Below are 21,721 nucleotides of genomic sequence, written 5' to 3' on the forward strand. Positions count from 1 at the left end.
AGGAGTGTCTCTTTAATGGCCATCAATAATCCTTACAAGTCTTATCAGAATAACTCGGTAACTACTGCTTCTCCTGGTGAATTGACGTTAATGCTATATAATGGCTGCATTAAGTTTATTCATCAAGCTAAGCAGGCTTTGGAAGATAAGAACTATCATGAAAAAAATATTAATATTCAAAAAGCGCAAAGCATTGTTCAAGAGCTCATGGTTACGTTAAACATGGATTATGAAATAGCTAATAATATGATGTCATTGTACGATTATATGAAACGCCGTTTAATTGAAGCAAATATCAAAAATGATGGAGCCATTTTACTAGAGGTGGAAGAATTAGCAACAGAATTTCGAGATACTTGGAAGCAAGTCATCCAAATTAATCGCCAGCAAAAGTACGGCCAAACTGAAAGAGTCTAATAAAGGTTGCACACCACTGAATGAAATATCCAAAAAAAGTTTTATTTTATTGTATGTTTCAGTCATTGTACATTTAGCATGATCAAAGGCTGGCCTCCATATGGAGACCAGCCTTTGATCAATGAAATAACTTAATGATGTCTTTTGTATTGGTATCTACACTAGAAATTAATAACTTATCGCTATTTTGTCGAATATTCAGACTGACAAATTGCAGTGTCTCTTTTGCGATATCCGCATCTTGGATCATTGATAAAGATTTGGTTAAATTGGATTCAAGCAAGAAGGAGTTCGTTATATGGTGTTCAAGCGCCTCGTATTCTGATCCAATCTTAGTTAAATGTGTATTTACTTTTTCTATTGCTTGATCTACTTTCACAAGTAATTGTTCTGCTTGCAATTGGCTCTCTAAAGACACACCATCTAATCCCAGTGCTGTTGTACTTGTATCAACTAAATTAATGGAAAGAGATTGACCGGCATGGGCGCCAATTTGTAAGGATAAGGATGTATCTTTACTAAGGATTTTCTGTGTATTAAACTGCAGCTTTTCTGCTGTATCATTAATACTTTCCATTAGCTGTTCTAGTTCAAGCTGATTGGCTTCGCGGTCACTAGTCGTCAATGTATCATTAGCGCTTGAAACGCTAAGCTCCCGAACCCTCTGTAACAAGCTATTTACGTGATTAAGCCCGCCATCGGCTGCTTGGAGTACTGATAATCCGTCCTGCATATTGCGTTGCGCCTGAGAAGTGCCCCTGACTTGTGCACGCATAGTTTCAGAAACGGCTAATCCACCTGCATTATCGCTTGCTCGTTTAATAGCTAACCCTGAGGAGAGCTTCTCCATTGTTTTTTGCATCTGTGTTTCGTTTTGCTTCAACCGATTTGCAGTAGAAGCAATCACTGGACTATTATAAATCTTCACGTTTCCACTCCTTTCTAAAAAGTTGGTTCATTTTTTATATCGTCTAATCTCTGCTTATGTAAAGCTTATTATTTGAACCAAACAGCCGGTATAACCTAATACAGTAAATGTCAGAGGTGTTTCAATGGATCATGTGAAAGCTGGAGCTCTATATAACAACATCAAATTTATAACTTTATTGCCGGATGAATTAGTAGTTCTATTAATTGAGGAATGTATAAAGGCGGTTGAAGGGGGAAAAACAGCTCTTTTGGCTAATGACTTTATTGAAAAAAGCAATAGCCTAATTAAGGCGCAGCAGATTATTTTAGAACTCGTTGTCATTATTAATAAAGAACATAAAAGGGCAAACCACTTTATCAACCTATATGATTATATAAATCGTAAATTAATTGAGGCTAATTTAAAAAATGAGGAAAAAATTTTAGAGGAGATTAAAGAGTACTTAATTGAATTGGAGCAAGCCTGGAAAGAAGCAGTGAAGAGTAGGAGAATAAGAGAGTATAATAACAATTTGATCTAGCAAGACACCTTTGAGGAATCTCAAAGGTGTCTTGCTAGATTTTAATATCTATAAACTGGGAAAATGGAGAAGGCTGCTGCAGCTCACGTACTCTCTTTGCTGGATCTGACACAACATCCTGAATTTTCTCGTTTACTACTTTCTCCGCAATTTGTTTGCTAATGACCACAAACTGTGACACTGGCCCTTCTCCAACGCCGCCAATAACACTCATAATGATCCCTCCTAATATTTACAACAATGTATATATTCTCCTTATAAGACTTTTTTCCTGCTTTGTAGATCATATATTTTCTAAAGAAAAGCTTTTTGCCATTACAAACTACTGCTCATCATCAGGTTCTTGTGTTTCAGTTCAATCAAAGCCTGATCAGTGGAATGGATAGTTAATTTTCTTGGGGGCCATTCTTTTTCAATTGTCGCGCTAGCTATCCCTCGGCAACAATCTCCATAATAATACAGAAAATCTTTTGATCGTCTAATTGTCTTTCCTTCTCCGTGATCTTCAGCTAGTGAAGGAGTGTGACACATTTAGCTAACCTCTCTTGGAAGCTATGGGCTTGAATGGCTGTAGTTTTTCCTTTTGTTCACGGTGTCTCTGTACATATCGTATCAAACAACGATGCAGGTAAATAAGCCAAGAGCGAATCGTGCTAGATTTTTTCCTCGGGTAAGTATTAACCATATAAATACTATCCTGCATGGTATAATAGGGATAAAAACATTGCTGAGGTTCAACGGAGTAAACTGAAGGAGGGACATAATGAATCAGAGCGTAGTGAAGGCTTTGAAGCTGCTGGATCTTTTTTTAGATGGTCAAACTGAATTGACGCTGAGTGAAATAGCTGAGAAAGCCGCCATGCCCAAGCCGACTGCTTTTCGCTTTCTTGCTTCTTTAGAAACATGCGGCATGTTAGTAAAATCGAAAAACACAGGCCAAGATGTACGTTATCGCTTAGGGCTGAAGCTGTTGGAGTTAGGTAATATCGTAGCGGAACAATTGGAGATCCGAACGATTGCCAAACCGTGGATGCAAGAGCTGTGTAAGGAACTAAACGAAGATGTTCATTTAGTTATATTGGACGGTGATGAGGCGGTTTATATCGAAAAAATCGAAAGTAATCAAAAGGTTCGATTACATACTCATGTAGGAAAGCGTTCAAGTATTTACATAGGATCGGGACCAAAGCTATTACTAGCTTTTCTGCCACCGGAACAACAAAGCAGCCTCATTTCCCGCATAAAGTTAGAGGACAATGCGGATAGTCTGATTCAATCGGAGGAAGCCTTGTACAAGCACCTAGAACAAATCAAAGATCAGGGATACTCGATTAGTTTGGGGGAACAGGAGCGGGAAACGATTGGCATTTCTTATCCTATTCGTAACTATTCGAAGGAAGTGATTGCTGCTTTGAGCGTAAGCGGTCCCGTTAGCAGAATTGACAAGGAGCTCCAAAAAGAAATTCAGGAAAAGACAAAAGAAACGGCTCTGAATATCTCAAAAGCGCTTGGCTATATTGGATAATAAAAACAATAAATGGCCAGCGGCTAATTAGCCGCTGGCCATTATGTGTTTCCTTACTTGCTTATCGTTTTGACGGTTATGTCGGCTACTGGTTCGTTATAGTCACTATGCTTTTGCTCACTCTTATCAACCACGGCAGCTCCAACGATATCTCCGGTTACATTACAGGTAGTAAAAACCATATCCGTGATAACATTGACTCCGGCTGTCAGGCCAACAATTTCAATAGGGAGACCGGCCTGTGTGAATACAATCGACATCCCGATTAATCCAGCTCCAGGCACACCAGCTGTTCCAACTGCCGCCAATGTTCCTGTTAAAATAATGCCGATAATGGTGCCCAGGCTTAAATCGTAGCCAACAATTTCAGCAGCGAATATCACGCCCACACCGAAGTGAATGGCCGATCCGTTCATGTTCACGGTAGCACCAACAGGTAAAGTAAAGTCTGCTACACGGTCACTAATGCCGGCTTTTTTGGCTGCTTTAAGAGTAACTGGAAGAGTGCCTAGACTGCTGCATGTTACGAAAGCGGTTAACAAGGCTTCACGAACATTCTTGAAAAATCGCAGAACCGGTACTCTAAAGAGCAAGAGGATCAATGGGAAGACAATAAACATTTGTACGCCGACACCGACATAAGAAGCAAGAACGTATTTTCCAAGAGATTGCAACGTATCGAAACCTTGATTCCCTATTGCATTCGCTGTAATGCCGAGCACCCCAATAGGAGCGTATTGAAGTATGCCGTTCAGAATTCGAAAGGTTACTTCACTGCCGGCCTCAGAAAATTTTAATAATAATTCTCCTTGATCTTTCATTTTTTGGTCTTTGGCGTGGCGCATGAATGAAATAGCAAAACCAACAATCAATGCAAGAAATACGACACTCAAGATATCGCCGTTAGCGAGGGACTGAAAAACATTAGACGGAACGATATTAAGAAAAACTTCAACCGCCGATGGAGCTTCAGGGACTTCGAAATTTTCATTTCCCGGCATGCTGAGCCCCATACCTGGCTTAATCAGCTTAGCAATCCAAATACCTAACAATAAGGAAACGGCAGTCGTAATCAAATAGTAAGGAAAGATTTTTCCGCCAATTCTTCCTAATTCTTTCGGATTAGAATGGTTAACGGATACAATTAAAGTTAACAAAATGAGCGGAACAACGACCATCTTAAGAAGATTAAGAAAGAGTGTTCCGAATGGAGCCAGCACACTGGCTGACGGACCGAATGCTAATCCTACGATAATACCAAGAATAAAGCCGGTCGTGATTTTTAAAATAAATGATTTCTTTTTATACCAATTCCAGAATTGAATCACCGTATATTCCTCCTAAATTACCTTATTGGGTGCCTGCAGGTATTATGTCAGTTTCATAGAAGAGAGGGGAAAGCGCATGACTTTTATGTATGCGCTTACACAAAGGGCGTTAGCTGCATGAAAATATTTTAAGCTTGCCCTACAAATCTTTTATTTCATTATATGAAATGGTGTTTCTTTATTTGTTGTAATAAATTTACCACAGCGACTAAATTTTAGCAAATGTTTTTTGACAATTCTCAACATTTATTATTTTTCTGGACAGCAAGTGGTTTTTAAAAAGCAAAAAATCATTCCTTAAGGGAATGATTTTTTAAAAATGCACTTATTTGTTACGGTCTCTTAATTCTGTAATGGTTTTTGAAACAGATATTTGTTCAGGGTCCATTCTTAATTCCAAAAGAGTAGGGACTTTGTTTTTTACAGCTTTTTGTAGCGCTTCCTTGAGCTGATCTGCTGTTTCAATCAATTCTCCTGAGGCTCCCATTGAATGGGCAAGAAGAACAAAATTAACATTGCCAAGGTCTGTTCCGACTACTTTTTCAGGGTAATGGATTTCTTGATGCATCCGAATGGTTCCGTACATTTGATTGTTATAGACAATGCAAATAACAGGGATTTCATACCGTACAGCGGTTTCCAATTCTTGAATCGTCATCATGGCACCGCCATCACCTGACAAAGATACGACAGGAGAAGAGGGATTAGCCAACTTGGCCCCTATGGCTGCAGGAATTCCATAGCCCATAGCGCCTGAGGTAGGGCCGATATAGGTGTTTGGCTTAGTAAAAATAAAGTAGTTATGGAGCCAAGTAGCAAAGTTTCCGGCATCGTTCGTAAAAATGGTTTCCGAAGGAAGTTCGCTCTGTAAAAGCTTAATCGTTTGCTGGTAAGAAATTGCCGCTTCAGTTTGCTCTTCTATCTTCAATGAAGAATATTTTTCAAAGATCTCATGCCGTTCCTCTGCCCACTCTAATGATTCGGGCTGCGGTGTTATATTTAATGCTGTCAATGCAGATAGCGCTTCTTTCGCATCCGATAAAACGCCTATGGCTGGAGCAAACACCTTACCAATCGTATCTTCACTTATATCAATATGAATTAACTTTTGGTCCTTATTAAATAATGAATAATCTTGAGAGGTAATTTCAGAAAGTCTTGATCCTAATGCTAAAATAACGTCCGCTTGTTTAGCTGTTTCTAATATCGGAGCTGGTGTTCCTAGCCCTAAGTGTCCCGCATAGAGGCGATGATCGTTCGGGAACACGTCATGGCGCCGGAAAGAAGCCATAACCGGGATACCCGTGGCCTCAGCAAAAGTGATCAATTCTTGCTCGGCGTTTGAACGCACCACTCCGCCTCCGGCGATAATGATAGGCTTCTTTGCCTCCTTGAGTAAAAAGCTTATTTTTTCTAGTTCTGATCTTGAAGGAGCAGGCTTTGGCCGTTCGAGTGATGGAGTAAAGGTCATATCGGCAATATCTCTAAGCATATCCTCGGGCAGAGAGACAACTACCGGACCAGGACGGCCGGATCTTGCCGCTTTAAAGGCACGGCTGACTAATTCAGGAACTCTTGCGGCCTCTCGAATTTCAACGGTCCACTTTGCTATATGGCTAAAAAATTGATCCAGTTCTACTTCCTGAAAGCCTTCACGCCCTCGAAAAGCTGTATGGACTTGACCTAAAAAAACGACCATAGGAGTAGAGTCTTGATAAGCAGTATGAATACCGATCGCTAAATTTGCCCCTCCCACGGCCCTTGTTGCCATCACTACGCCAGGTTCCCCAGTAGCTTTTGCATACCCTTCCGCCATAAAGGAAGCCCCTCCCTCATGACGGCAGGAAATGAGTTCAATAGAAGGTTCGTCATAGATGGCGTCCATGACTGGCAAGTAACTTTCTCCAGGAACACAAAATACTTTGGACACGCCTTCCTGCTTTAAAGAGGCGACCACGCCTTGACCACCAGATAACTTTTCCATTTTAACAGATTGAGTGTTTAACATTATTTTACCCTCGCTTTCAAATTGGCTATTCTTTTAATCGCTTCATCCAATCGGTCATTGGAGACAGACATGGATAATCTGAAAAAACCTTCTCCAGACGGGCCGAATAAATTACCGGGTGTGATGATAACACCGGTTTCTATTAATACCTTTTCTGCAAAGGCAGCTGAAGAATATCCGTTAGGGACAGGAGCCCATATAAAAAAGGAGCCTTTCGGAAGTTCAACGTCAATGCCAATGGTTCCAAGCGCGTCAACCATTTTTTTCATTCTTTTATAATAGATTTCATTATTTTCTCTTACGCTTGCATGGTCACTCGTTAAAGCGGCAGAAGCTGCTTTTTGAATGGCCATGAACTGGCTCGTATCAATATTGCTCTTTAAATTGGCAAGGGCCTTAATCATCTCTTTATTGCCGACCGCATAGCCAATTCTCCAGCCTGTCATATTATAGCTTTTTGACAGAGAGCCCATTTCAATAGCAATATCTTTAGCACCGGACACTTCTAATATACTGGGAGCTTTATAGCCTTCATAAGTGACTAAAGAATAGGCAGAGTCATGAACAACGGCAATTTGATTGTCTCGGCAGAAGGAAACAGCGTGCTCAAACGTGCTTACATCAATCGTAGCGGAAGTAGGGTTTCCGGGATAATTTAGAAATAGCAGCTTAGACTGTTCAATATCTTTTTGGCTCAATTTTGTAAAATCCGGCGCGTATTGATTTTCACGCTCAAGAGGCAAGTTGATCGCATGAACACCAGCTAAATAAGCGGACGTTCGATATACAGGATAACCGGGATCAGGCACTAAGACAGATTCTCCCGGATTTACTACTGCCGGGATGATGTTAGCAATCCCTTCCTTAGAGCCAATAAGTGCTAACACCTCTGTATCAGGATCGAGGCTGACTCCATACGTCTTTGAATAGAATGAGGCAACCGCTTCCCGGTATTCTGGAATTCCGGCATACGGAGAGTACTTTCCGTTTTGGGGATTGCTTAATTCTTCTTTTAGCGTCTCGATAACGAAAGAAGGAGTCGGAAGATCAGGCGCTCCGATTCCTAAATCAATAACATCAATGCCTTGATCTGATAATTCCTTTTTCTTTTTATCAATCGAAGAAAAAAAGTAAGGAGGTAACTGTTGAATTTTATTAGATGTGAAAGACATAGAACACCCTTCCTTAGAGAATATTTAACAAATAAAGAAACGTTTCATTATTAGAAATAAAGTTTTGTATAATGAAATTATAAAGCTTGATTTTAAAATATTCAATTAATTTTTTGTAAGTAGAGTTAGAACAATTTCTTGCTCAGTTAATTAGTAAAAGGTTGTAAAAAGGAAGCTCGCATACTATCTAACTGTCTAAGAATCATTTTATCTTCAAATTCTTAAATTTCGTGCTGGTTCAATAACTTGAATGAACATAAAGAAATGAAGTCATTTCCTTTCGACAAGATAGGACAGACTGCTCGATATGGCTCATTTATAATAAGATCCATGAAACTATTTATTTAAAAAGGTGCAGGCATGAGCAGAAGACAAAAAAGCAGAGAGCGTTATAGTGTGAAACAGCGGCTGGAATCTTTTTTTGTTAGAGTGTAATTATTACAAAATTTAAGAGAGAGGCGGGGGAAAGATGACTTTTAGAAAAAGAGTACAGGCTGCCTTTATGGCCGTTTTGCTTCTAGGTTGCATCCCAACTTTAAGCACGAAGGCTGCTAGTTATTCAGATGTGCCGGCTACCCACTGGAGTGCGAAGGAAGTAGGTTACTTAAGTGACTTAGGCATATTAAAAGGAGGCTCCAATGGCAAATTTAATAAGGATGCACCAGTTACGCGAGCACAGGCGGCCGCTATTTTAGTTCGTGCAAAGAAGCTTCCATTAGTAAATGTGCCAAATCCGGGTTTTAAGGATGTGCCTGCTTCTCATCCGTTCTATAAAGAGATTGCCGCGGCCGTACATGCTGGCTGGTTTTCGAAAACCGTGAATTTTAACCCGAATGGAAAATTGAAGCGTGTAGAAATGGCGAAAATCACGACGGATGCTTTTTCTCTAAAAGGATCGTTGCCGGTGGAATGGGAGGATATGACAAGGGCGTATTGGGGGACTCCGTATGTCACGCCACTCGTAGCGAATGGGATTACTTCCGGTTATACGGCTACGAAATACAATCCATCAGGGGTCGTTACACGTGCACAGTTCGCGGTGTTCATTGCCCGGGCGTTGAACGAGAAATTTAGAATTAGCGTGGTCTCTTACCCTAAAAAGGCAGCGCAAGGGATATTTTATCCGCAATTTAAAGATACGGCAGGTGCTCATGATTTTGGCTTTTTAAATAACGAATACGCAAAAATAGGAAGAAATCTCGTAAATATCCGCAAAGAAATCATGGATCTTGCCCGAGAAGATCATTCGTTGGGAAAATACTATGAATATGTGGTGTCTTATAAGGTGGCTCGCGCCGATGCCAATTATACGAGTGTTGTATTCGAAAGCTATGAATATACAGGCGGCGCACACGGGTATGAACAGCTCTTTTCTTACAATTATGATGTGAAGAATAGCCGTTTTATATCGCTGGATCATCTTGCGGAAAAATCAAATTATGAACGCGCGGTGATTGACCGGATCAATGCCCAAGCCTATGCGTTACACAATCAGGGACGCATTTATTGGGAGGGGCTTGACAGTTTGGCTGAGCATAAAAAGCAATTTTACATGACCACTGCAGGATTTGTCGTCTACTTTAACCCTTATGAATATGGCCCGTATTCAAATGGCATTAGAGAATTTACCCTGCCGTATTCTTTGATCCGCTGATTGGTTGTAAAGTGCTTCTGTTTAGCCCGCCTTTTATAACGGCGGGTTATTTTATTTGAGATGATACACTTCTCGATCTTTTAAAGGTAAAATAATAAAAAGCAGCAGAAATAGCCAAAGAGCCATTATACCAAAAGTATAGAGAGAATAGTTGAATACGATCGTGTTCATAAGTTTTCTTTATTAGAAATGAAACAGCTTAGTGGAATAAAAAATTATGTATTAGCTCTGTTCAGTTGATTATTCGTTTTCGCTGCAGACGGGGCACCGGGACTCGCCGCCTTCCGCTGCAATCAACGATTGAAAAATAACATAGAGCCTATTTATTAGAAAAAGAGAGGTGTTTTTATGGATATAGCGTTGATGTCAATGGCATTAGGACAAGGGAAAGTTCAGCGGCAGGCTTCTATAGCGGTGATGAAGATGGCAATGGGAGGGGCGAAACAGCAGGGAGAAGCCCTTCAAAAATTAATGGAGACAGCTGATGTGGCAGCTATTCAACATGCTGCCCAGCCGCATTTAGGAGGCAACATCGACATAAAAGGATAAGAAGAGCTGAATCCTCATAAGCAAAAAAGTTGGTCTATTTTTTGGGCGGTGATCAACACATCTGTACATTGTCAATTGTGGATATTCAGTCTATTATTTCCAAGAGACAACCCTGAGAAAGAAAAGCCTTTCTTCGGACGGATTCTTACATATTTTCAAAATAAGTGAAAACGAACGCTCATGATGCCTGGAATCACTTCCGCGAAATTCATAGAATTCCTTGTTTCTTTTAACCATACATGATCGTTTAAAAAATTTAGTGATTTTAAGGGCTTTAGTAAAAATACACAATATACCCAAAATTGCCGGTGTAAGAAGAAGATTCATTCGATAAATAGGAGGAATATATGATGGGGACTAGCTGAAACTGATCGGGTGAATGATTGAGTTAACCGGAACGTCTTTGTCTGCACACTCTTTCTCCTTTTCAAGAATACTATGCATTAAAACGAGAGAAGGATGAGGAACCTTGCCTACTGCATTACCAGTTGCTGTCCAAACCGTTAAGCTAAGTAGCGGACCACAGAAAACAGTCTTTTATCCCCAAGTTACCGGCATGCGAAATAAAGAGATTCAAAAAGCAATGAATCGTACCATTGCTTATCAAACCCAGCAGCTTATCAACCTGCAAGTTGGAAATATGCCGACAACGGTTGAAGAGATGGAGGGCTCCTATGAAATCAAAAACAACCAACGAGAAGTGCTGAGTGTATCGCTTTCTAATTATACGTATCACTTTCATGCAGCTCATGGAATGACATTTATTAAATCGTTGACATTTGATTGGCAAAAAGGAAAGCTTTATCAACTTAAAGATTTGTTTAAGCCCGGAAGTGATTATGTGAAAAGGCTGTCTGACTTAATCCGCATACAAATCCAGCAGCGGGATATCCAACTGCTGAATGACTTTACAGCTATTCAGCCGAATCAAGACTTTTACATTGCCGATAAAGCGCTTGTCATTTATTTTCAGCTTTATGAAATCACTCCATATGTTTTCGGCTTCCCGATGTTCCCGATTTCTGTGTATAGCTTACAGGATATTATTGATGAAAATGGCCCGCTCGCACGGATGGCTGTGAATAATTAGCTGGAAAATAAATATTGTCTTTAGCTTGTTTTGCAGCTGTATGATTTTCTTCTGGCGAAATATTTACATGAGCCTCTCCTAAAAAATAGCTGTCTATATAAAATAGACAGCTATTTTTATTGAATAGAGAGTATCGTTCCGTCACGGTAAACAATCCAGCCAAATTTTCAATAACCAAGTCTGGTTTACTATTCGTTTGTTCGATATCTCTTTGGCTAGACATGCCCGTTAATACGAGGCAGATGCAGATATGGTTGTTCTTTGAGACAGTTTTTCTTTAAGAGTACGAAAGCATAAGGAGTTATCACGTTGATTTACTTTTTTATAAATTTATTACATGCATACAATCCTGTCACACCTGTGATCTCGGCAGCTAAGCTGCGTAAAGCTGATCCGCCAACCCGAAGTTTTTCTTCCCATGAAGTAGCACCAGCAATCAACTTTGCGGTCTCTTTGAAGCCGCCCAATGCTTTAATATATTTCCGAACTTTAATGATTTTTGCAGCTACAAACAGATTTGAACCGACAAACCAAGTTAACGCTGCACTGCAAGCACCAATTGCCACCCAGTCCGGATCGGCAATAACAGGGAAAGCCGTGTTTTCGGTAAAGTTGACAACTTGGATCAGCGTATTGTCGACCACTTTATAATGGGTAGGAACACTCATTCCATTGGCATCTTTTGCCCATGCTGCACCAAAGACACTTTGAATGATATTATTCTCGTCTACAATGAAGACTTCCCCAGTATCTAATTCACTGCCTGGCTCTTCACCGAAATATTCAGAGGAGAGCATCACTTTGTGACCAGCAGGTAAGTCTAAGTCAAACTTATATTCTTTGGGAGCATTGGCATTCTTGATATTCATTAAACTTCGTACGCCATTCTCTGTCGGTTGAACGATTAAATCGACATCGCCATTATTTTTATATTCATAGCTGCCGGAGTCTGTAATTTCAGGAGTGCCCACTTTCATATCATTAGGCACACTGATCTTTAAATCTTCTTTTGCTGTCTCTTTGTTTACTAAAGTAATTTTATTGTCAGATTGGCCAGGGAGGTCAATAACGTTAAAGTTATTTTCAACAGAACCAGCAGTGGTAGGAGTAATCAAATCCTCCGTGCCAGTAATCGCTTCGGTTTTCTCACCAAGTGAAGAGTTGATATCAGCATTAGCGCTTGCTTCAGTTCCTAAAAAAATAGTCGAGCTAGCTAAAATAAAACTGGTAGATAGATAGGTTAATTTTTTTCGTAAATTCATAAAATTTCCCCTTTATTGAAAAAATTATAAAATAATGGTATAACAACTAATATTAAAAGTAAAATAGTTTTTTACAAAAAAATGAATTTATTGAAAATTAATCCATAAGTAGGAGGAGCTTATGAACAAATATGTAAGTGGAATAACCGTTGTCTCCTTGCTGGCGATTATCTTATTGGCTATGGACAAAATATCATTAGAAATGTTTTTAATTATATTTTTGCCGTTGGGAATCATCATGTTATTTGTTGGGGGAATAGAGTTAAAAAACACGCTTAAAGATAAAAAAAGTATTGAGGCAAAAGCAGAGGAGCTTAAAAATAGAAAAAGATAAGAGGTTAAAAGAAGTTCTCTTGCCAGATAGGGTGCTTATCTTTATGAGGTTATTTCATTGGTCATTTGCTTTGAGTTTCATGCTGGTTCATCTTTACGGAATTCACAGAGCATAAGGAAAGGAAAACGGGCTGAAGACATTCAGCCCGTTTTCTATTTCGCAAAGAAGTTTTCTGTATAGTAAGGCTGTGATTCCTTGTTAAAAGCCACGCCAACACCTAAAAACCGGTATTCAGGACGCAGGATGTTTTCACGGTGGCCGAGAGAATTCATTAACCCCTCATGGGCAAAAACACTGCTAAATTGCCCGTAAGCCAAATTTTCGCCCGCTGTTGTGAAAAAGATATGGTCGGCTTTCATCCGATCAAAGGGAGACTGGCCACGAAGGTTTGTGTGAGAAAAATAATTTTGCTTAGCCATGTCTGCGCTATGCTTTCTTGCGGTTTCTTTTACCGGATTGTTCCATGTTAAAATCGGGAGATGGTGATTGACACGGGCGGCATTCGTTAGATCGAATAATTGGTATTCCAATCCTTCTTTTAATTGTTCGCTCGCTTCTGCATAGAAAGCCGGCTTTTCCTGCTCCAGGTCGTTACTGATAATTTGAATAGCAGTCACTGTATTGTTTTCATGCTTATCATAAAAAATAGTGACATAACTATGATCAATCATGAACATGTCATACTCTTGATCGGTTTGGAGCTTCATGTAAACCAAACCTTTGCGAAGCTGGCTTAAAGGCTTTCCTAATTTCTGCAGAACGGTGTTTCTATCACTTCCAAGCTTAATTCCGCTGGCTGAAGCGATCAAATCTTGATTTGTATAAAGCCCTGCTACTTGATTGTTTTTATCATAGGCAACCATCAAAAAATTTTGGTAATCGGTATGATAAGTGTGCCACTCGACGCCATATTCATTATAGGAAGAACGCTGCGGAGTGCCAAGAATTTGCTCAGCCTTTTGCTTGCTTTCCTGAAGTTCAATGTTATGGATGGAAAAAGCTTGTTCAGCCGGCTTTGTTAAAGCGGGCTTTTCAACGTTCTCTCTTTGCGGGTCAGTAGCGGTTTCATCCGAGCCGATCAATTGAGACAGGCTCGCATACAGATTGTCGAGTGCTTCTGAAATATAAGGGTTTTCTTTAATCTGCTCAAGACTCGACTGAAGTTTATAAACGACCGGTGAATCATTATTCTTTGTAATCAGCTTTTCGATTGCAGGCCAGGAGAGGAATAAAATAGCTAAAACTATTAATGTATAAAAAAAGCTCCTCAATGCAGTAGCTTCCTTTCTTAATTAATTCTAATCCAGCAGTGAATGATTACTCCTTTATATTATAAATTTTGCCTGTTGTTTTTCACAGTTATATCTCTTTTCCAATTTTTTATTCTCTTGCCATTTGGAAAAAGAGGATGTTCCATAGCACGTACATGAAAATGCAACAATTCTCTCATTTTTTCTCCTCCGGTTAATATATTAATGATAAGGAGAAAAAAGCCACAGCGCCTATAGACGTTTATCACATTTATTCCGTTTTTTCATACTTTACTAGTAGAATTGCTTTTTTAAAAGGGATGGGATAAATGCCAGCAATCGTAGGGGCGGTAAAAGTCATTAGTATAGGAAGCAGCAGTGTTTTTAATATTGGTGATGTGTATAACATTTCTCCGTCCAGCACAGCAAAAACCTTTGCTGGGGCGGGTTCCTTTAATACAGGGGATGGCATGAGAGTAAGAAATGATTATAGCTCAACGAATACGTATGATGCAGATGCGGCTGATTCCAATATTCAAACCGTTGTATAAGAGTACTCTTATAAGGGGGAGCGGGCATGAATTTTCACATTAACCAAAGCATCGTTATTCACAATTTAAAAATTGATGCCATTTCTAACTCTTCCTTTTTGCAAATTGGAAGTGCCGGCATTATTAAAGCTTTGTCCAATCTTTATAACACAGGAGGGTTTACTGAACCAGCTCCGCAGGCGGGACAGCAAACTCGACGGCCTTTCTTTGTCCCGCTTACTCCCCCGACCCGTTCTTGAAATGATACTTCAACTTTAGCTGTAAGGAGGAGATTGTATGTATTTTAATTATTCTCATATGATACATAGTCTCCAACAAATGCAACAATGGGTCAATGCCCAACAGCAGAGAATTACTCAGCTGGAAGCGAATGTTCAGCAGCTTCAACAAGAAGTTCAATCGTTAAAAAAAAACCAGTCCTCCAATATTGAACGGGTTGAATATAAATTCGATCAATTAAAAGTGGAAAGGCTGGAAGGAACGTTAAACATCGGCATTACCCCTCATGCCGGAGAAGGATCAATTGAGGACTTTTCCGTTGAACAAAATGACTTAATGGTACCGCCGATGAATCCGCAGCAGCGGCTGTTGTTGTTTGGGAACATCCAGCGGCAGGTGCATGAGTATTTAAATGGGGATTGTTATTCTGTTTTAAACACAATTGAGCAGCAAAAGAATCAGCCGTTAAATTCAGATTACCGGCAATATATTATTGATGATATTAAAAAGCAGATTGATTCGCGCATTCATTATTATCTAAATCAAATTAATATGAGCAATATAGGGGAAGAGCAGCTGGCAGAGATCGAAGGCAGAACAGTTAATAAAGTAAAGGAAGACATTCATAAAACTTATGATGAGTTTATTACACAACTGCCAAAGGAAGGGGGCTTTCTGACATGAATTTTACGGTCGTCAATAAAAATATTTGTGTGGATAATTTAATAATTGAAGGCGTGGCAAGTTCCTCTGTGGCTTTAGTTGGTGACACGGATGCAATTACGCTATCATCCATATTTGATACGCCGCCCGAGTCTTTTATTGTCGGGCCTTTGGTTCCGCTTTCTCCCGAATAGGAGGTGTTCCATTGTTTAAGAGAACATCTATCGTTAAAGATGCTCGGGTCATTACTGTATCTGATAGTTCAGTCTTTGAAATTGGCGACTCTGCTAACATGAAATTACGGAACAACGTGTTAGCTGTCCAGCGCCAGGCAGAGCTCTTTTTCGGGAATGAGGGCAACCTTAATGATTATCCTCTGTTTTCAAGGCCGATACCCATACCACAAATCAACGAGAACATTACTGTTACGAGATACAACCTTTCTCCTTTCATCCGTGTGAATCATATCAGTATAGTAGGGGTCGCTTCATCGAGTGTGCTGCATATCGGATCAACAGGGATAATAGATGCAGAAGCTAGAATCAAGCATATTAGACAGTTATTACACAGGTAAAGGCGGTAATGAATAGTTTAAATAAGAAGAATACAGATTGAAAAGGGTGTTCATATGCCTTCTATAGTGAGCGGACCATTTAAAGTAAATACCAATAGCGGCGTTTTGAATTTTGGCGATACGTTAAATATTTCTCCAAAAAGCATATTCAAAGAGGTGAGGGGTTCAGGTGGAGGAAATACAGGGGACTTCATGATGACAAATAATGGTATTAGCATCAGCACAGCAATGGACCCTGATATAGCGGACCAAACACAGGCTAATAATGCATAAATATTAACCCTCATTAACTCATAAAAAGTGGTGGATATCTATGGATAACTACTTTAATGGATGGGATGCTTTATTTAAAAAGTTTTTTGACGGGGAGGTGGAGGGGAAGTTCAACCAGTATTTTAAAGGAGCGGAAAACCAGCTGCGAGTGAACTTATATGAATCAAAAGATGAGCTCCTGTGTTTATTTCTCGTTCCAGGAGTTAAAAAGGTGGAAGATATCTGTTTAACAGTTAACGAAAAGATGTTGGAAGTCAGCTGTGATATCCATTTTGAGCACAGCAATTTTCGTGTGATTCAAGAGGAATTCAATGAAGGAACCTTTACACGCGTGATCAACTTGCCATTTTTGGTGAGAAAGGATCGGGTTGATGCATCTTACAAACGGGGACTGCTCGCTGTTCGCTTAGTACGTCTTCCGCCTAGCAATGAGAATCAAACGATTTCCATTAAAGACGAAGAGTAAATATATAAGTGTTGGGCGAAAAGACAGTCGTTGCTGCCTTTTTGCCCAACACTTTTTATAATGAAAAAACAATTAGTACTTAAAGGCGGAAATCAATTTTTGCAGTTCTTCGGCCATGGAGGATAGCGCCTTTGCGGAGGCGGAAATTTCCTCCATCGAAGCAAGCTGTTCCTCGGCTGATGCAGCCACATCCTCTGAAGTAGCCGCATTTTCTTTCGCAATAATCGCCAATTCATTTGTTGTATGAGTAACCTCTTGAACAGCTGCCGCCATTTGCTCAGCAGTAGCAGATACATCCTCCATTTGTGGAGTGATTTCTCTTGTGCGTTGTAAAATTAGTTTAAACTTTTCAATTGCTTCATTTGATACGTTTACTCCGGCTTGCACATCGTCTGTAACACGAGCCATCACCTGCACGGAACTTTCTGTGTCTTTTTGTATGCCTTGGACGATGGAAAAGATTTCTCCCGCTGACTGTTGTGATTGTTCAGCGAGCTTCCGCACTTCGTCAGCTACGACGGCAAATCCTTTGCCCTGCTCACCTGCTCTTGCCGCTTCAATGGCTGCATTTAAAGCGAGCAAATTCGTTTGTTCTGCAATTCCGGTAATTACATCTAAAATGGAGCTGACCTCCTTAGAACGTTCGTGCAAGGAGTGAATCATTTCATTTGATTCTGTCACTGACGCACGAATGGAGTGCATTTGTTTGACGGTATTGGCAACAGCTTTTCCGCCTTCCTCCGCTTGAATGGTTGTATCATGGGCAAGCTCAGATACTTTTCCAGAACGATCAGCAATTTGAGAGACGCCTTCAGATATTTCTCGCAGGGAGAGGACATTCCGGTCAACACCAGACGTTTGTTTTTCCGCACTGCCCGCTACTTCTTGAATGGATGAGGCGACTTGTTCTGTGGCCGTGCTTGTTTGCTCGGCGCTTGCGGTTAACTCTTGTGAAGAGGCTGCTACTTGTTCTGCATTAGACTCAATCTTTTGAACTAACTGTCTGATGTTTTCTTGCATAATGTTGAATGCCCCCGCCAGCTGTCCGATTTCATCGTCTGACTGGACGCTCACCGGCTCTGTTAAGTCGCCTTTACTAACGGTGATTGCTTGCTCTTTTAGTCTCCTAAGCGGCTTAATAATTGACTTGATAATAAGGAAGACGATAGCTGCACCAATGATTGTCGCTATAAGAATGACGAGCAGTGTTTTTTGGAAGATAGGAGCGGCGGCAGCAGTGAATTCCGCTTGTTTGATCGTCCCGCCTATTTTCCAGCCGGTCAATTTGTTTGTTACAAAGCTCATCGTTTCTTCACTATCGCCGTCTCTATAATCAAACGTTCCTTTTGCTCCATTATACATCGTCTGATAAAAGGGTTTTTTCACTTGCTCACCAGCTTTAATAGAAGGGTGAGCTATCGCGGTCTGATCCTTGTCCAAAAGAAAAGCATAACCCTCTTTACCAATTTTCACTTGTTTGATTAGCCCTTGAATATAGTTCAAGTTAATATCGATGCCAATTACACCTGATCCGTCTTTTGTCGATTGCGAGATAGTAACAACCATGTCCCCTGTCGTTACATCAGGATAAGGTTTCGAGATAATTGTTTTTCCTTTTTTAGCCATCGATTCTTTATACCAGTCTCTCGTCCGCGGATCATAACTAGATGTATCCGTAATTACTGGCTCCTCGATGAACAAGCCAGTGTTTGTAGCAACATAGATACTGAAAACTTCAGGGTGTAATTTTGAATACTGCGCTAATTTTTGCCGAAGTGCAGGGCTGCTTTCCCCTTTATAAAAAGAAGAAGAGGTGCTTTGCGAAAAAACGTCAGCATCGTGGATCTTCGATTGAATGGTTTGATCGATTGAAGAGTTTAATAAGTCAATATTCTCGGAAAAGCCGTTGAGCATCTCCTGTTTTACCGCTTCTTTGGCTGTTCCATAAGAGAGCGTGCCAATAATAAGTGCCGGGATAATTAAAATGAGGGAAAAAGATAAAATTAATTTAGACCGGATGGTCCCAAAGTATGTAAAGACACTTTTCACTATGAATAACCTCTTTTCTACGATTGTCTATTCTTTTGGCGTTCAGGGTTAAAGATAAAGACAATTTTATATATCGGTAAGCAGCTGTAAACTTTTAATACACAGCAATTAAAAAACTTCATGTTAAGAGGAAGTAGAAAAATTTTAATTAAAGCGAAGGGGAAATAATATGTATAGTGAAACTACTTACCTCCTGTGATATAATTTTATGGGTCTTTAGTCTTGTTTATGGCGAATAGGAGGGAGTTTAATGAAGAAGATAGCCATCATGTTCACTGTGTCATTTTTGGCTTAATTGGCCTGTCGTTTCATTCACCGCAGGCAGCAGTAAACGGGCCAGGGCAGTATACTGTAAAAGTTGAGACAAAGTTAAATGTACGTGAAAGGCCGAGCCCAAAAGCAAGGGTAGTCGGTTCACTAAAAAAGGCGCTAGCGTGTATGTATATAATACAGAGCCCGGGGGATGGGCGAAAGTTAGATATAATAATAAAGTAGGTTATGTTTCTGCGGGATACCTTGTGCCTGCAAGCAGTGAAATAAGTACATTTAAAAAAGAAGCAGTTGCCACAGCCTCTCCCATTCTTCATGTAAGAGCCACTCCAAGTCCGAAAGCTAAGGTGATCGGCACACTAAAAAAGAGAGCGCCTGTTTATGTGTATGCAACTGACACGGCAGGCTGGTCGGAAATTAGATACAATGGCAAAAAAGCTTATGTTGGAACCAGTTATCTTACATTTAAAAGCCGATTGACATTAAAAGAAGCAGAAAAGCTTATTTTAAGTAGCGAGCCAGCACCCGATAAAGAGATTAAAATGAGTTACTACGAAGCGGAACGCGATGTCTATCGTGCAAAGGTAGGATTTAAAGGAACGCCATATGGGTATTACTTTCTCATTATAGACCCGGATAACGGAGCGATGAAGGCCGATTAAGTGGCAGGTCTCATTAAAAAAGGAGAAGCGCACACTAGCGCTTCTCCTTTTTAATGTATGGAATGAGTTTATTTTTTCCACTGATCTTTCCAGTCAGACACTTTCTGATCAATGATATTTTTGGCTTCTTCTAGTTTTTGTTTTTTCATTTTATATATTTGTTCAAAGTGATCGTTTCTTAGTCTATTCCTTTTTTCTATAATAGAAAGGACCTTCTCTTTTGTTTTGTCATCGATCAATTGTTGGTTGGATAAAAAATAAGTAGCATTTGCAATTCGGCTTTTTTCATAGTTGCTTAAATCAGTTAAGTGAACTTTATAATTAGTAAGCTCGCTTATTTTGTCTACATATTCATGAGCCGGCACGCCTTGTTTTCCAGCGATTTCAAACACAGAAGGACGCCATTTCTTTATTATCTGTGTTTCTAACTCCTCTTTATTTTTAACCGTAGCGTATTCACCGCCACCCGCTTCAGCTACAGCCTTTAATTGTTTTTGGCCGGGATCATCGACGTCAAACCCAATAATATGAACTTTAGCTTGAATGCTTTGTTCCTGTAACTTTTTCGCGGCCGCAATAGGATCGCCGCCACACGTTTCGATCCCGTCGCTCACAATATATACGCTATTGGCGTACTGATCAGAAGGGTAGGCAGAAAGAAGTTCGGCTGCTTTATTAATCGCACCGGCAAGCGGTGTCCATCCGCTTGCTTGAAAAGAGTCAGTCGCTTGCTGGAAGCTGGCCTTTTCGTATTTCGCCAATGGGAATATGGATTCAATGGCTTGACATGACTTGGCTTTATCGGCATCACTTCCAGTTCCAACGTGGCCATAAACGAGCAGAGAAACGTTCGTTCCCTCAGTGAGCTCGGCTGCAAATTGTTGAATCGCTGCTTTTGCTAGGTCCATTTTGACCCCACCTGGAACTTCCGCTTTCATGCTTCCGCTTGCATCTATGAGGATGAGGGCATTTGCCTGCTTTGGCGTTTCTGCTATCTCTACTGTGTCGGTTTTCTCAGTTGGCAATTCAGGGGCCCGAAAGCCGTGGGTGAAAGCGGTGAGCGGTTTATAAAATCTTTCATATTGACCCGACCCTAATGTATAAACAAGATAATTATAGACCTCCTCACTCGTTAAGTTCTTGTGCTTTTCAAAGTAATGACCAATTTCTTGTTCCATAATAGGCTTGAATGTTTCCTCATAAAAGTTACGGTACTTGAACCAGTCAATGGGCTTGACAGCCTCGATGTCTTCGTCAAAATGCTTTTTCATTAACCATCCAGCTTTCTGGGCAATCATTCCCTCAGCTGTTTCGGCTGCTTTAGGAATCTTTCCAGCTGGTGAACCGTTTGCTGCCGTTTTCGGCTCGGCTGGTTTGCTGTTTTCTGTAGAGCCAGAGCAAGCAGCTAGGAATATAAGACAAACCAGCAGGATCAAGAGCCGGCTGTTTTTAATTATGGGTTTCTTCATCCTTCCTCCTCCTAAACAATTATTCTAATTATCATTATGGCAAAATGGGATAAATGAGACTAGAGGAAAAGGAAACAATTGGGACTTGTTCGGACCTGTCATGCTTGCGGCTTTAATATCGTGTAAGATAAATATTAATAGGCGCTATTTCAGTTTTTTCTTGCTTAAAGAAAGGATTCCGTTCTTTTTGCAATATTCTTCTTTTTATGTGGAAATATAGAGCGAATGAAAATAAAAGAGATAGCTCAATTACCCATTAACATAGGGGTAGACAGATAGAATTCTTCTATTATAAAAGAAGGATAGTTAAACACATGGGCTGCTCGTGCTGGAAAATTAAACTGTACTTAAAGGCGGATAGTCATTATAATTGAAAAAGGATAATTACTAGAAATTGTAAAATAAAATGATAAAAAAGTTGTCTGGATAACCAGTACCTTGTCGAACTGAAGGAAAAGTGCCGAAAATCCGGCATGGAGATGACA

The 21,721-nt window shown here is 40.1% G+C and carries 24 protein-coding genes; 15 read left to right on the forward strand and 9 right to left on the reverse strand.

The annotated features are described in order from the left end of the window. Nucleotides 1-15 precede the first annotated feature (15 nt). Nucleotides 16-417, forward strand: a complete 402-nt coding sequence (gene fliS, locus MKZ02_RS05175) for a flagellar export chaperone FliS (protein ID WP_340852252.1) — start codon at nucleotides 16-18, stop codon at nucleotides 415-417. Nucleotides 418-535: 118 nt separating this feature from the next. Here fliS (MKZ02_RS05175) and MKZ02_RS05180 read toward each other — a convergent pair whose 3' ends face one another. Further along, the gene (locus MKZ02_RS05180; protein ID WP_120034877.1) at nucleotides 536-1,345 is read right to left on the reverse strand and encodes a flagellin N-terminal helical domain-containing protein; all 810 of its coding nucleotides are present in this window, start codon (nucleotides 1,343-1,345) and stop codon (nucleotides 536-538) included. A gap of 124 nt (nucleotides 1,346-1,469) precedes the next feature. On the opposite strand from MKZ02_RS05180, the gene fliS (MKZ02_RS05185) reads away from it, so the two are divergent. Next, nucleotides 1,470-1,868, forward strand: a complete 399-nt coding sequence (gene fliS / locus MKZ02_RS05185) for a flagellar export chaperone FliS (protein ID WP_340852255.1) — start codon at nucleotides 1,470-1,472, stop codon at nucleotides 1,866-1,868. Between the two features lie 34 nt (nucleotides 1,869-1,902). Here fliS (MKZ02_RS05185) and MKZ02_RS05190 read toward each other — a convergent pair whose 3' ends face one another. Beyond that, nucleotides 1,903-2,082 (reverse strand): hypothetical protein, encoded by a 180-nt coding sequence (locus tag MKZ02_RS05190; protein ID WP_340852256.1) that lies wholly within the window; start codon nucleotides 2,080-2,082, stop codon nucleotides 1,903-1,905. A gap of 549 nt (nucleotides 2,083-2,631) precedes the next feature. On the opposite strand from MKZ02_RS05190, the gene MKZ02_RS05195 reads away from it, so the two are divergent. Further along, nucleotides 2,632-3,393, forward strand: coding sequence for an IclR family transcriptional regulator (locus MKZ02_RS05195; RefSeq protein ID WP_340852257.1), 762 nt, complete (start codon nucleotides 2,632-2,634; stop codon nucleotides 3,391-3,393). Between the two features lie 53 nt (nucleotides 3,394-3,446). On the opposite strand, the gene MKZ02_RS05200 is transcribed toward MKZ02_RS05195, so the two are convergent. The 3 genes from MKZ02_RS05200 to MKZ02_RS05210 all read right to left on the reverse strand — a co-directional run bounded on the left by MKZ02_RS05200 (nucleotide 3,447) and on the right by MKZ02_RS05210 (nucleotide 7,901). Continuing rightward, nucleotides 3,447-4,721 (reverse strand): dicarboxylate/amino acid:cation symporter, encoded by a 1,275-nt coding sequence (locus MKZ02_RS05200; protein ID WP_340852258.1) that lies wholly within the window; start codon nucleotides 4,719-4,721, stop codon nucleotides 3,447-3,449. A gap of 325 nt (nucleotides 4,722-5,046) precedes the next feature. After that, entirely contained in the window at nucleotides 5,047-6,729 is a 1,683-nt protein-coding gene (locus MKZ02_RS05205; RefSeq protein ID WP_445324265.1) for a thiamine pyrophosphate-dependent enzyme, read from the reverse strand. Continuing rightward, nucleotides 6,729-7,901 (reverse strand): LL-diaminopimelate aminotransferase, encoded by a 1,173-nt coding sequence (locus MKZ02_RS05210; protein WP_340852261.1) that lies wholly within the window; start codon nucleotides 7,899-7,901, stop codon nucleotides 6,729-6,731. Before MKZ02_RS05210 ends, MKZ02_RS05205 begins: the two co-directional genes overlap by 1 nt. A gap of 469 nt (nucleotides 7,902-8,370) precedes the next feature. On the opposite strand from MKZ02_RS05210, the gene MKZ02_RS05215 reads away from it, so the two are divergent. The 3 genes from MKZ02_RS05215 (at nucleotide 8,371) to MKZ02_RS05225 (ending at nucleotide 11,194) form a co-directional block, all read left to right on the forward strand. Beyond that, nucleotides 8,371-9,555: an S-layer homology domain-containing protein gene (locus MKZ02_RS05215; RefSeq protein WP_340852263.1), complete on the forward strand. Its 1,185-nt coding sequence runs from the start codon at nucleotides 8,371-8,373 to the stop codon at nucleotides 9,553-9,555. 348 nt (nucleotides 9,556-9,903) lie between these two features. Next, entirely contained in the window at nucleotides 9,904-10,104 is a 201-nt protein-coding gene (locus tag MKZ02_RS05220) for a YjfB family protein (protein WP_120034861.1), read from the forward strand. 469 nt (nucleotides 10,105-10,573) lie between these two features. Next, nucleotides 10,574-11,194, forward strand: a complete 621-nt coding sequence (locus tag MKZ02_RS05225) for a DUF3298 and DUF4163 domain-containing protein (protein ID WP_340852265.1) — start codon at nucleotides 10,574-10,576, stop codon at nucleotides 11,192-11,194. Between the two features lie 314 nt (nucleotides 11,195-11,508). Here MKZ02_RS05225 and MKZ02_RS05230 read toward each other — a convergent pair whose 3' ends face one another. Beyond that, entirely contained in the window at nucleotides 11,509-12,456 is a 948-nt protein-coding gene (locus MKZ02_RS05230) for a hypothetical protein (RefSeq protein ID WP_340852267.1), read from the reverse strand. Between the two features lie 121 nt (nucleotides 12,457-12,577). Here MKZ02_RS05230 and MKZ02_RS05235 point away from each other — a divergent pair, with 121 nt between their 5' ends. Next, a complete protein-coding gene (locus MKZ02_RS05235) occupies nucleotides 12,578-12,790 on the forward strand; it encodes a hypothetical protein (protein ID WP_120034850.1) in 213 nt (70 codons plus the stop codon). Between the two features lie 152 nt (nucleotides 12,791-12,942). On the opposite strand, the gene MKZ02_RS05240 is transcribed toward MKZ02_RS05235, so the two are convergent. Next, a complete protein-coding gene (locus MKZ02_RS05240; RefSeq protein ID WP_340852269.1) occupies nucleotides 12,943-14,061 on the reverse strand; it encodes a CAP domain-containing protein in 1,119 nt (372 codons plus the stop codon). 308 nt (nucleotides 14,062-14,369) lie between these two features. Between MKZ02_RS05240 and MKZ02_RS05245 the strand changes: the two genes are divergently transcribed. From MKZ02_RS05245 to MKZ02_RS05275, 7 genes are read left to right on the forward strand one after another with little or no spacing between them, the layout of a single operon-like run. After that, complete coding sequence (locus MKZ02_RS05245) at nucleotides 14,370-14,591, forward strand: spore germination protein (protein WP_120034846.1); 222 nt, start codon at nucleotides 14,370-14,372, stop codon at nucleotides 14,589-14,591. Between the two features lie 26 nt (nucleotides 14,592-14,617). Continuing rightward, nucleotides 14,618-14,830 carry a spore germination protein GerPB gene (locus tag MKZ02_RS05250; RefSeq protein ID WP_340852270.1) on the forward strand — a complete coding sequence of 71 codons (213 nt, stop codon included), beginning with the start codon at nucleotides 14,618-14,620 and terminating at the stop codon, nucleotides 14,828-14,830. Nucleotides 14,831-14,867: 37 nt separating this feature from the next. Next, entirely contained in the window at nucleotides 14,868-15,494 is a 627-nt protein-coding gene (gerPC, locus tag MKZ02_RS05255; RefSeq protein WP_340852271.1) for a spore germination protein GerPC, read from the forward strand. Further along, a complete protein-coding gene (locus MKZ02_RS05260) occupies nucleotides 15,491-15,667 on the forward strand; it encodes a spore gernimation protein GerPD (RefSeq protein WP_340852273.1) in 177 nt (58 codons plus the stop codon). The genes gerPC and MKZ02_RS05260 overlap by 4 nt, the downstream gene beginning before the upstream one ends. A gap of 11 nt (nucleotides 15,668-15,678) precedes the next feature. Further along, the gene (locus MKZ02_RS05265; protein WP_340852274.1) at nucleotides 15,679-16,047 is read left to right on the forward strand and encodes a spore germination protein GerPE; all 369 of its coding nucleotides are present in this window, start codon (nucleotides 15,679-15,681) and stop codon (nucleotides 16,045-16,047) included. 54 nt (nucleotides 16,048-16,101) lie between these two features. After that, nucleotides 16,102-16,320, forward strand: a complete 219-nt coding sequence (locus MKZ02_RS05270; RefSeq protein ID WP_340852276.1) for a spore germination protein — start codon at nucleotides 16,102-16,104, stop codon at nucleotides 16,318-16,320. Between the two features lie 40 nt (nucleotides 16,321-16,360). Next, nucleotides 16,361-16,786 (forward strand): Hsp20/alpha crystallin family protein, encoded by a 426-nt coding sequence (locus tag MKZ02_RS05275; protein ID WP_340852277.1) that lies wholly within the window; start codon nucleotides 16,361-16,363, stop codon nucleotides 16,784-16,786. Between the two features lie 72 nt (nucleotides 16,787-16,858). On the opposite strand, the gene MKZ02_RS05280 is transcribed toward MKZ02_RS05275, so the two are convergent. Next, nucleotides 16,859-18,835: a methyl-accepting chemotaxis protein gene (locus MKZ02_RS05280; RefSeq protein ID WP_340852280.1), complete on the reverse strand. Its 1,977-nt coding sequence runs from the start codon at nucleotides 18,833-18,835 to the stop codon at nucleotides 16,859-16,861. Between the two features lie 434 nt (nucleotides 18,836-19,269). Here MKZ02_RS05280 and MKZ02_RS05285 point away from each other — a divergent pair, with 434 nt between their 5' ends. Continuing rightward, on the forward strand, nucleotides 19,270-19,767 hold the full coding sequence (locus tag MKZ02_RS05285) for an SH3 domain-containing protein (RefSeq protein WP_340852281.1): 498 nt from the start codon (nucleotides 19,270-19,272) through the stop codon (nucleotides 19,765-19,767). A gap of 68 nt (nucleotides 19,768-19,835) precedes the next feature. On the opposite strand, the gene MKZ02_RS05290 is transcribed toward MKZ02_RS05285, so the two are convergent. Beyond that, entirely contained in the window at nucleotides 19,836-21,236 is a 1,401-nt protein-coding gene (locus tag MKZ02_RS05290; protein ID WP_340852283.1) for a vWA domain-containing protein, read from the reverse strand. Nucleotides 21,237-21,721: the final 485 nt, after the last annotated feature.

The sequence above is a fragment of the Pseudobacillus sp. FSL P4-0506 genome (genome assembly GCF_038003025.1).
Classification (GTDB): Bacteria; Bacillota; Bacilli; order Bacillales; family Domibacillaceae; genus Pseudobacillus.

Excerpts from the sequence above, each read along its gene's own strand:
- gerPC (WP_340852271.1), top strand. The coding sequence starts at position 14,868 with ATGTATTTTAATTATTCTCATATGATACATAGTCTCCAACAAATGCAA.
- MKZ02_RS05290 (WP_340852283.1), bottom strand. The coding sequence starts at position 21,236 with ATGAAGAAACCCATAATTAAAAACAGCCGGCTCTTGATCCTGCTGGTT.
- MKZ02_RS05195 (WP_340852257.1), top strand. The coding sequence starts at position 2,632 with ATGAATCAGAGCGTAGTGAAGGCTTTGAAGCTGCTGGATCTTTTTTTA.
- MKZ02_RS05260 (WP_340852273.1), top strand. The coding sequence starts at position 15,491 with ATGAATTTTACGGTCGTCAATAAAAATATTTGTGTGGATAATTTAATA.
- MKZ02_RS05205 (WP_445324265.1), bottom strand. The coding sequence starts at position 6,729 with ATGTTAAACACTCAATCTGTTAAAATGGAAAAGTTATCTGGTGGTCAA.
- fliS (WP_340852252.1), top strand. The coding sequence starts at position 16 with ATGGCCATCAATAATCCTTACAAGTCTTATCAGAATAACTCGGTAACT.
- MKZ02_RS05230 (WP_340852267.1), bottom strand. The coding sequence starts at position 12,456 with ATGAATTTACGAAAAAAATTAACCTATCTATCTACCAGTTTTATTTTA.
- MKZ02_RS05245 (WP_120034846.1), top strand. The coding sequence starts at position 14,370 with ATGCCAGCAATCGTAGGGGCGGTAAAAGTCATTAGTATAGGAAGCAGC.
- MKZ02_RS05275 (WP_340852277.1), top strand. The coding sequence starts at position 16,361 with ATGGATAACTACTTTAATGGATGGGATGCTTTATTTAAAAAGTTTTTT.
- MKZ02_RS05210 (WP_340852261.1), bottom strand. The coding sequence starts at position 7,901 with ATGTCTTTCACATCTAATAAAATTCAACAGTTACCTCCTTACTTTTTT.
- MKZ02_RS05235 (WP_120034850.1), top strand. The coding sequence starts at position 12,578 with ATGAACAAATATGTAAGTGGAATAACCGTTGTCTCCTTGCTGGCGATT.
- MKZ02_RS05190 (WP_340852256.1), bottom strand. The coding sequence starts at position 2,082 with ATGAGTGTTATTGGCGGCGTTGGAGAAGGGCCAGTGTCACAGTTTGTG.
- MKZ02_RS05270 (WP_340852276.1), top strand. The coding sequence starts at position 16,102 with ATGCCTTCTATAGTGAGCGGACCATTTAAAGTAAATACCAATAGCGGC.
- MKZ02_RS05220 (WP_120034861.1), top strand. The coding sequence starts at position 9,904 with ATGGATATAGCGTTGATGTCAATGGCATTAGGACAAGGGAAAGTTCAG.
- fliS (WP_340852255.1), top strand. The coding sequence starts at position 1,470 with ATGGATCATGTGAAAGCTGGAGCTCTATATAACAACATCAAATTTATA.
- MKZ02_RS05250 (WP_340852270.1), top strand. The coding sequence starts at position 14,618 with ATGAATTTTCACATTAACCAAAGCATCGTTATTCACAATTTAAAAATT.
- MKZ02_RS05215 (WP_340852263.1), top strand. The coding sequence starts at position 8,371 with ATGACTTTTAGAAAAAGAGTACAGGCTGCCTTTATGGCCGTTTTGCTT.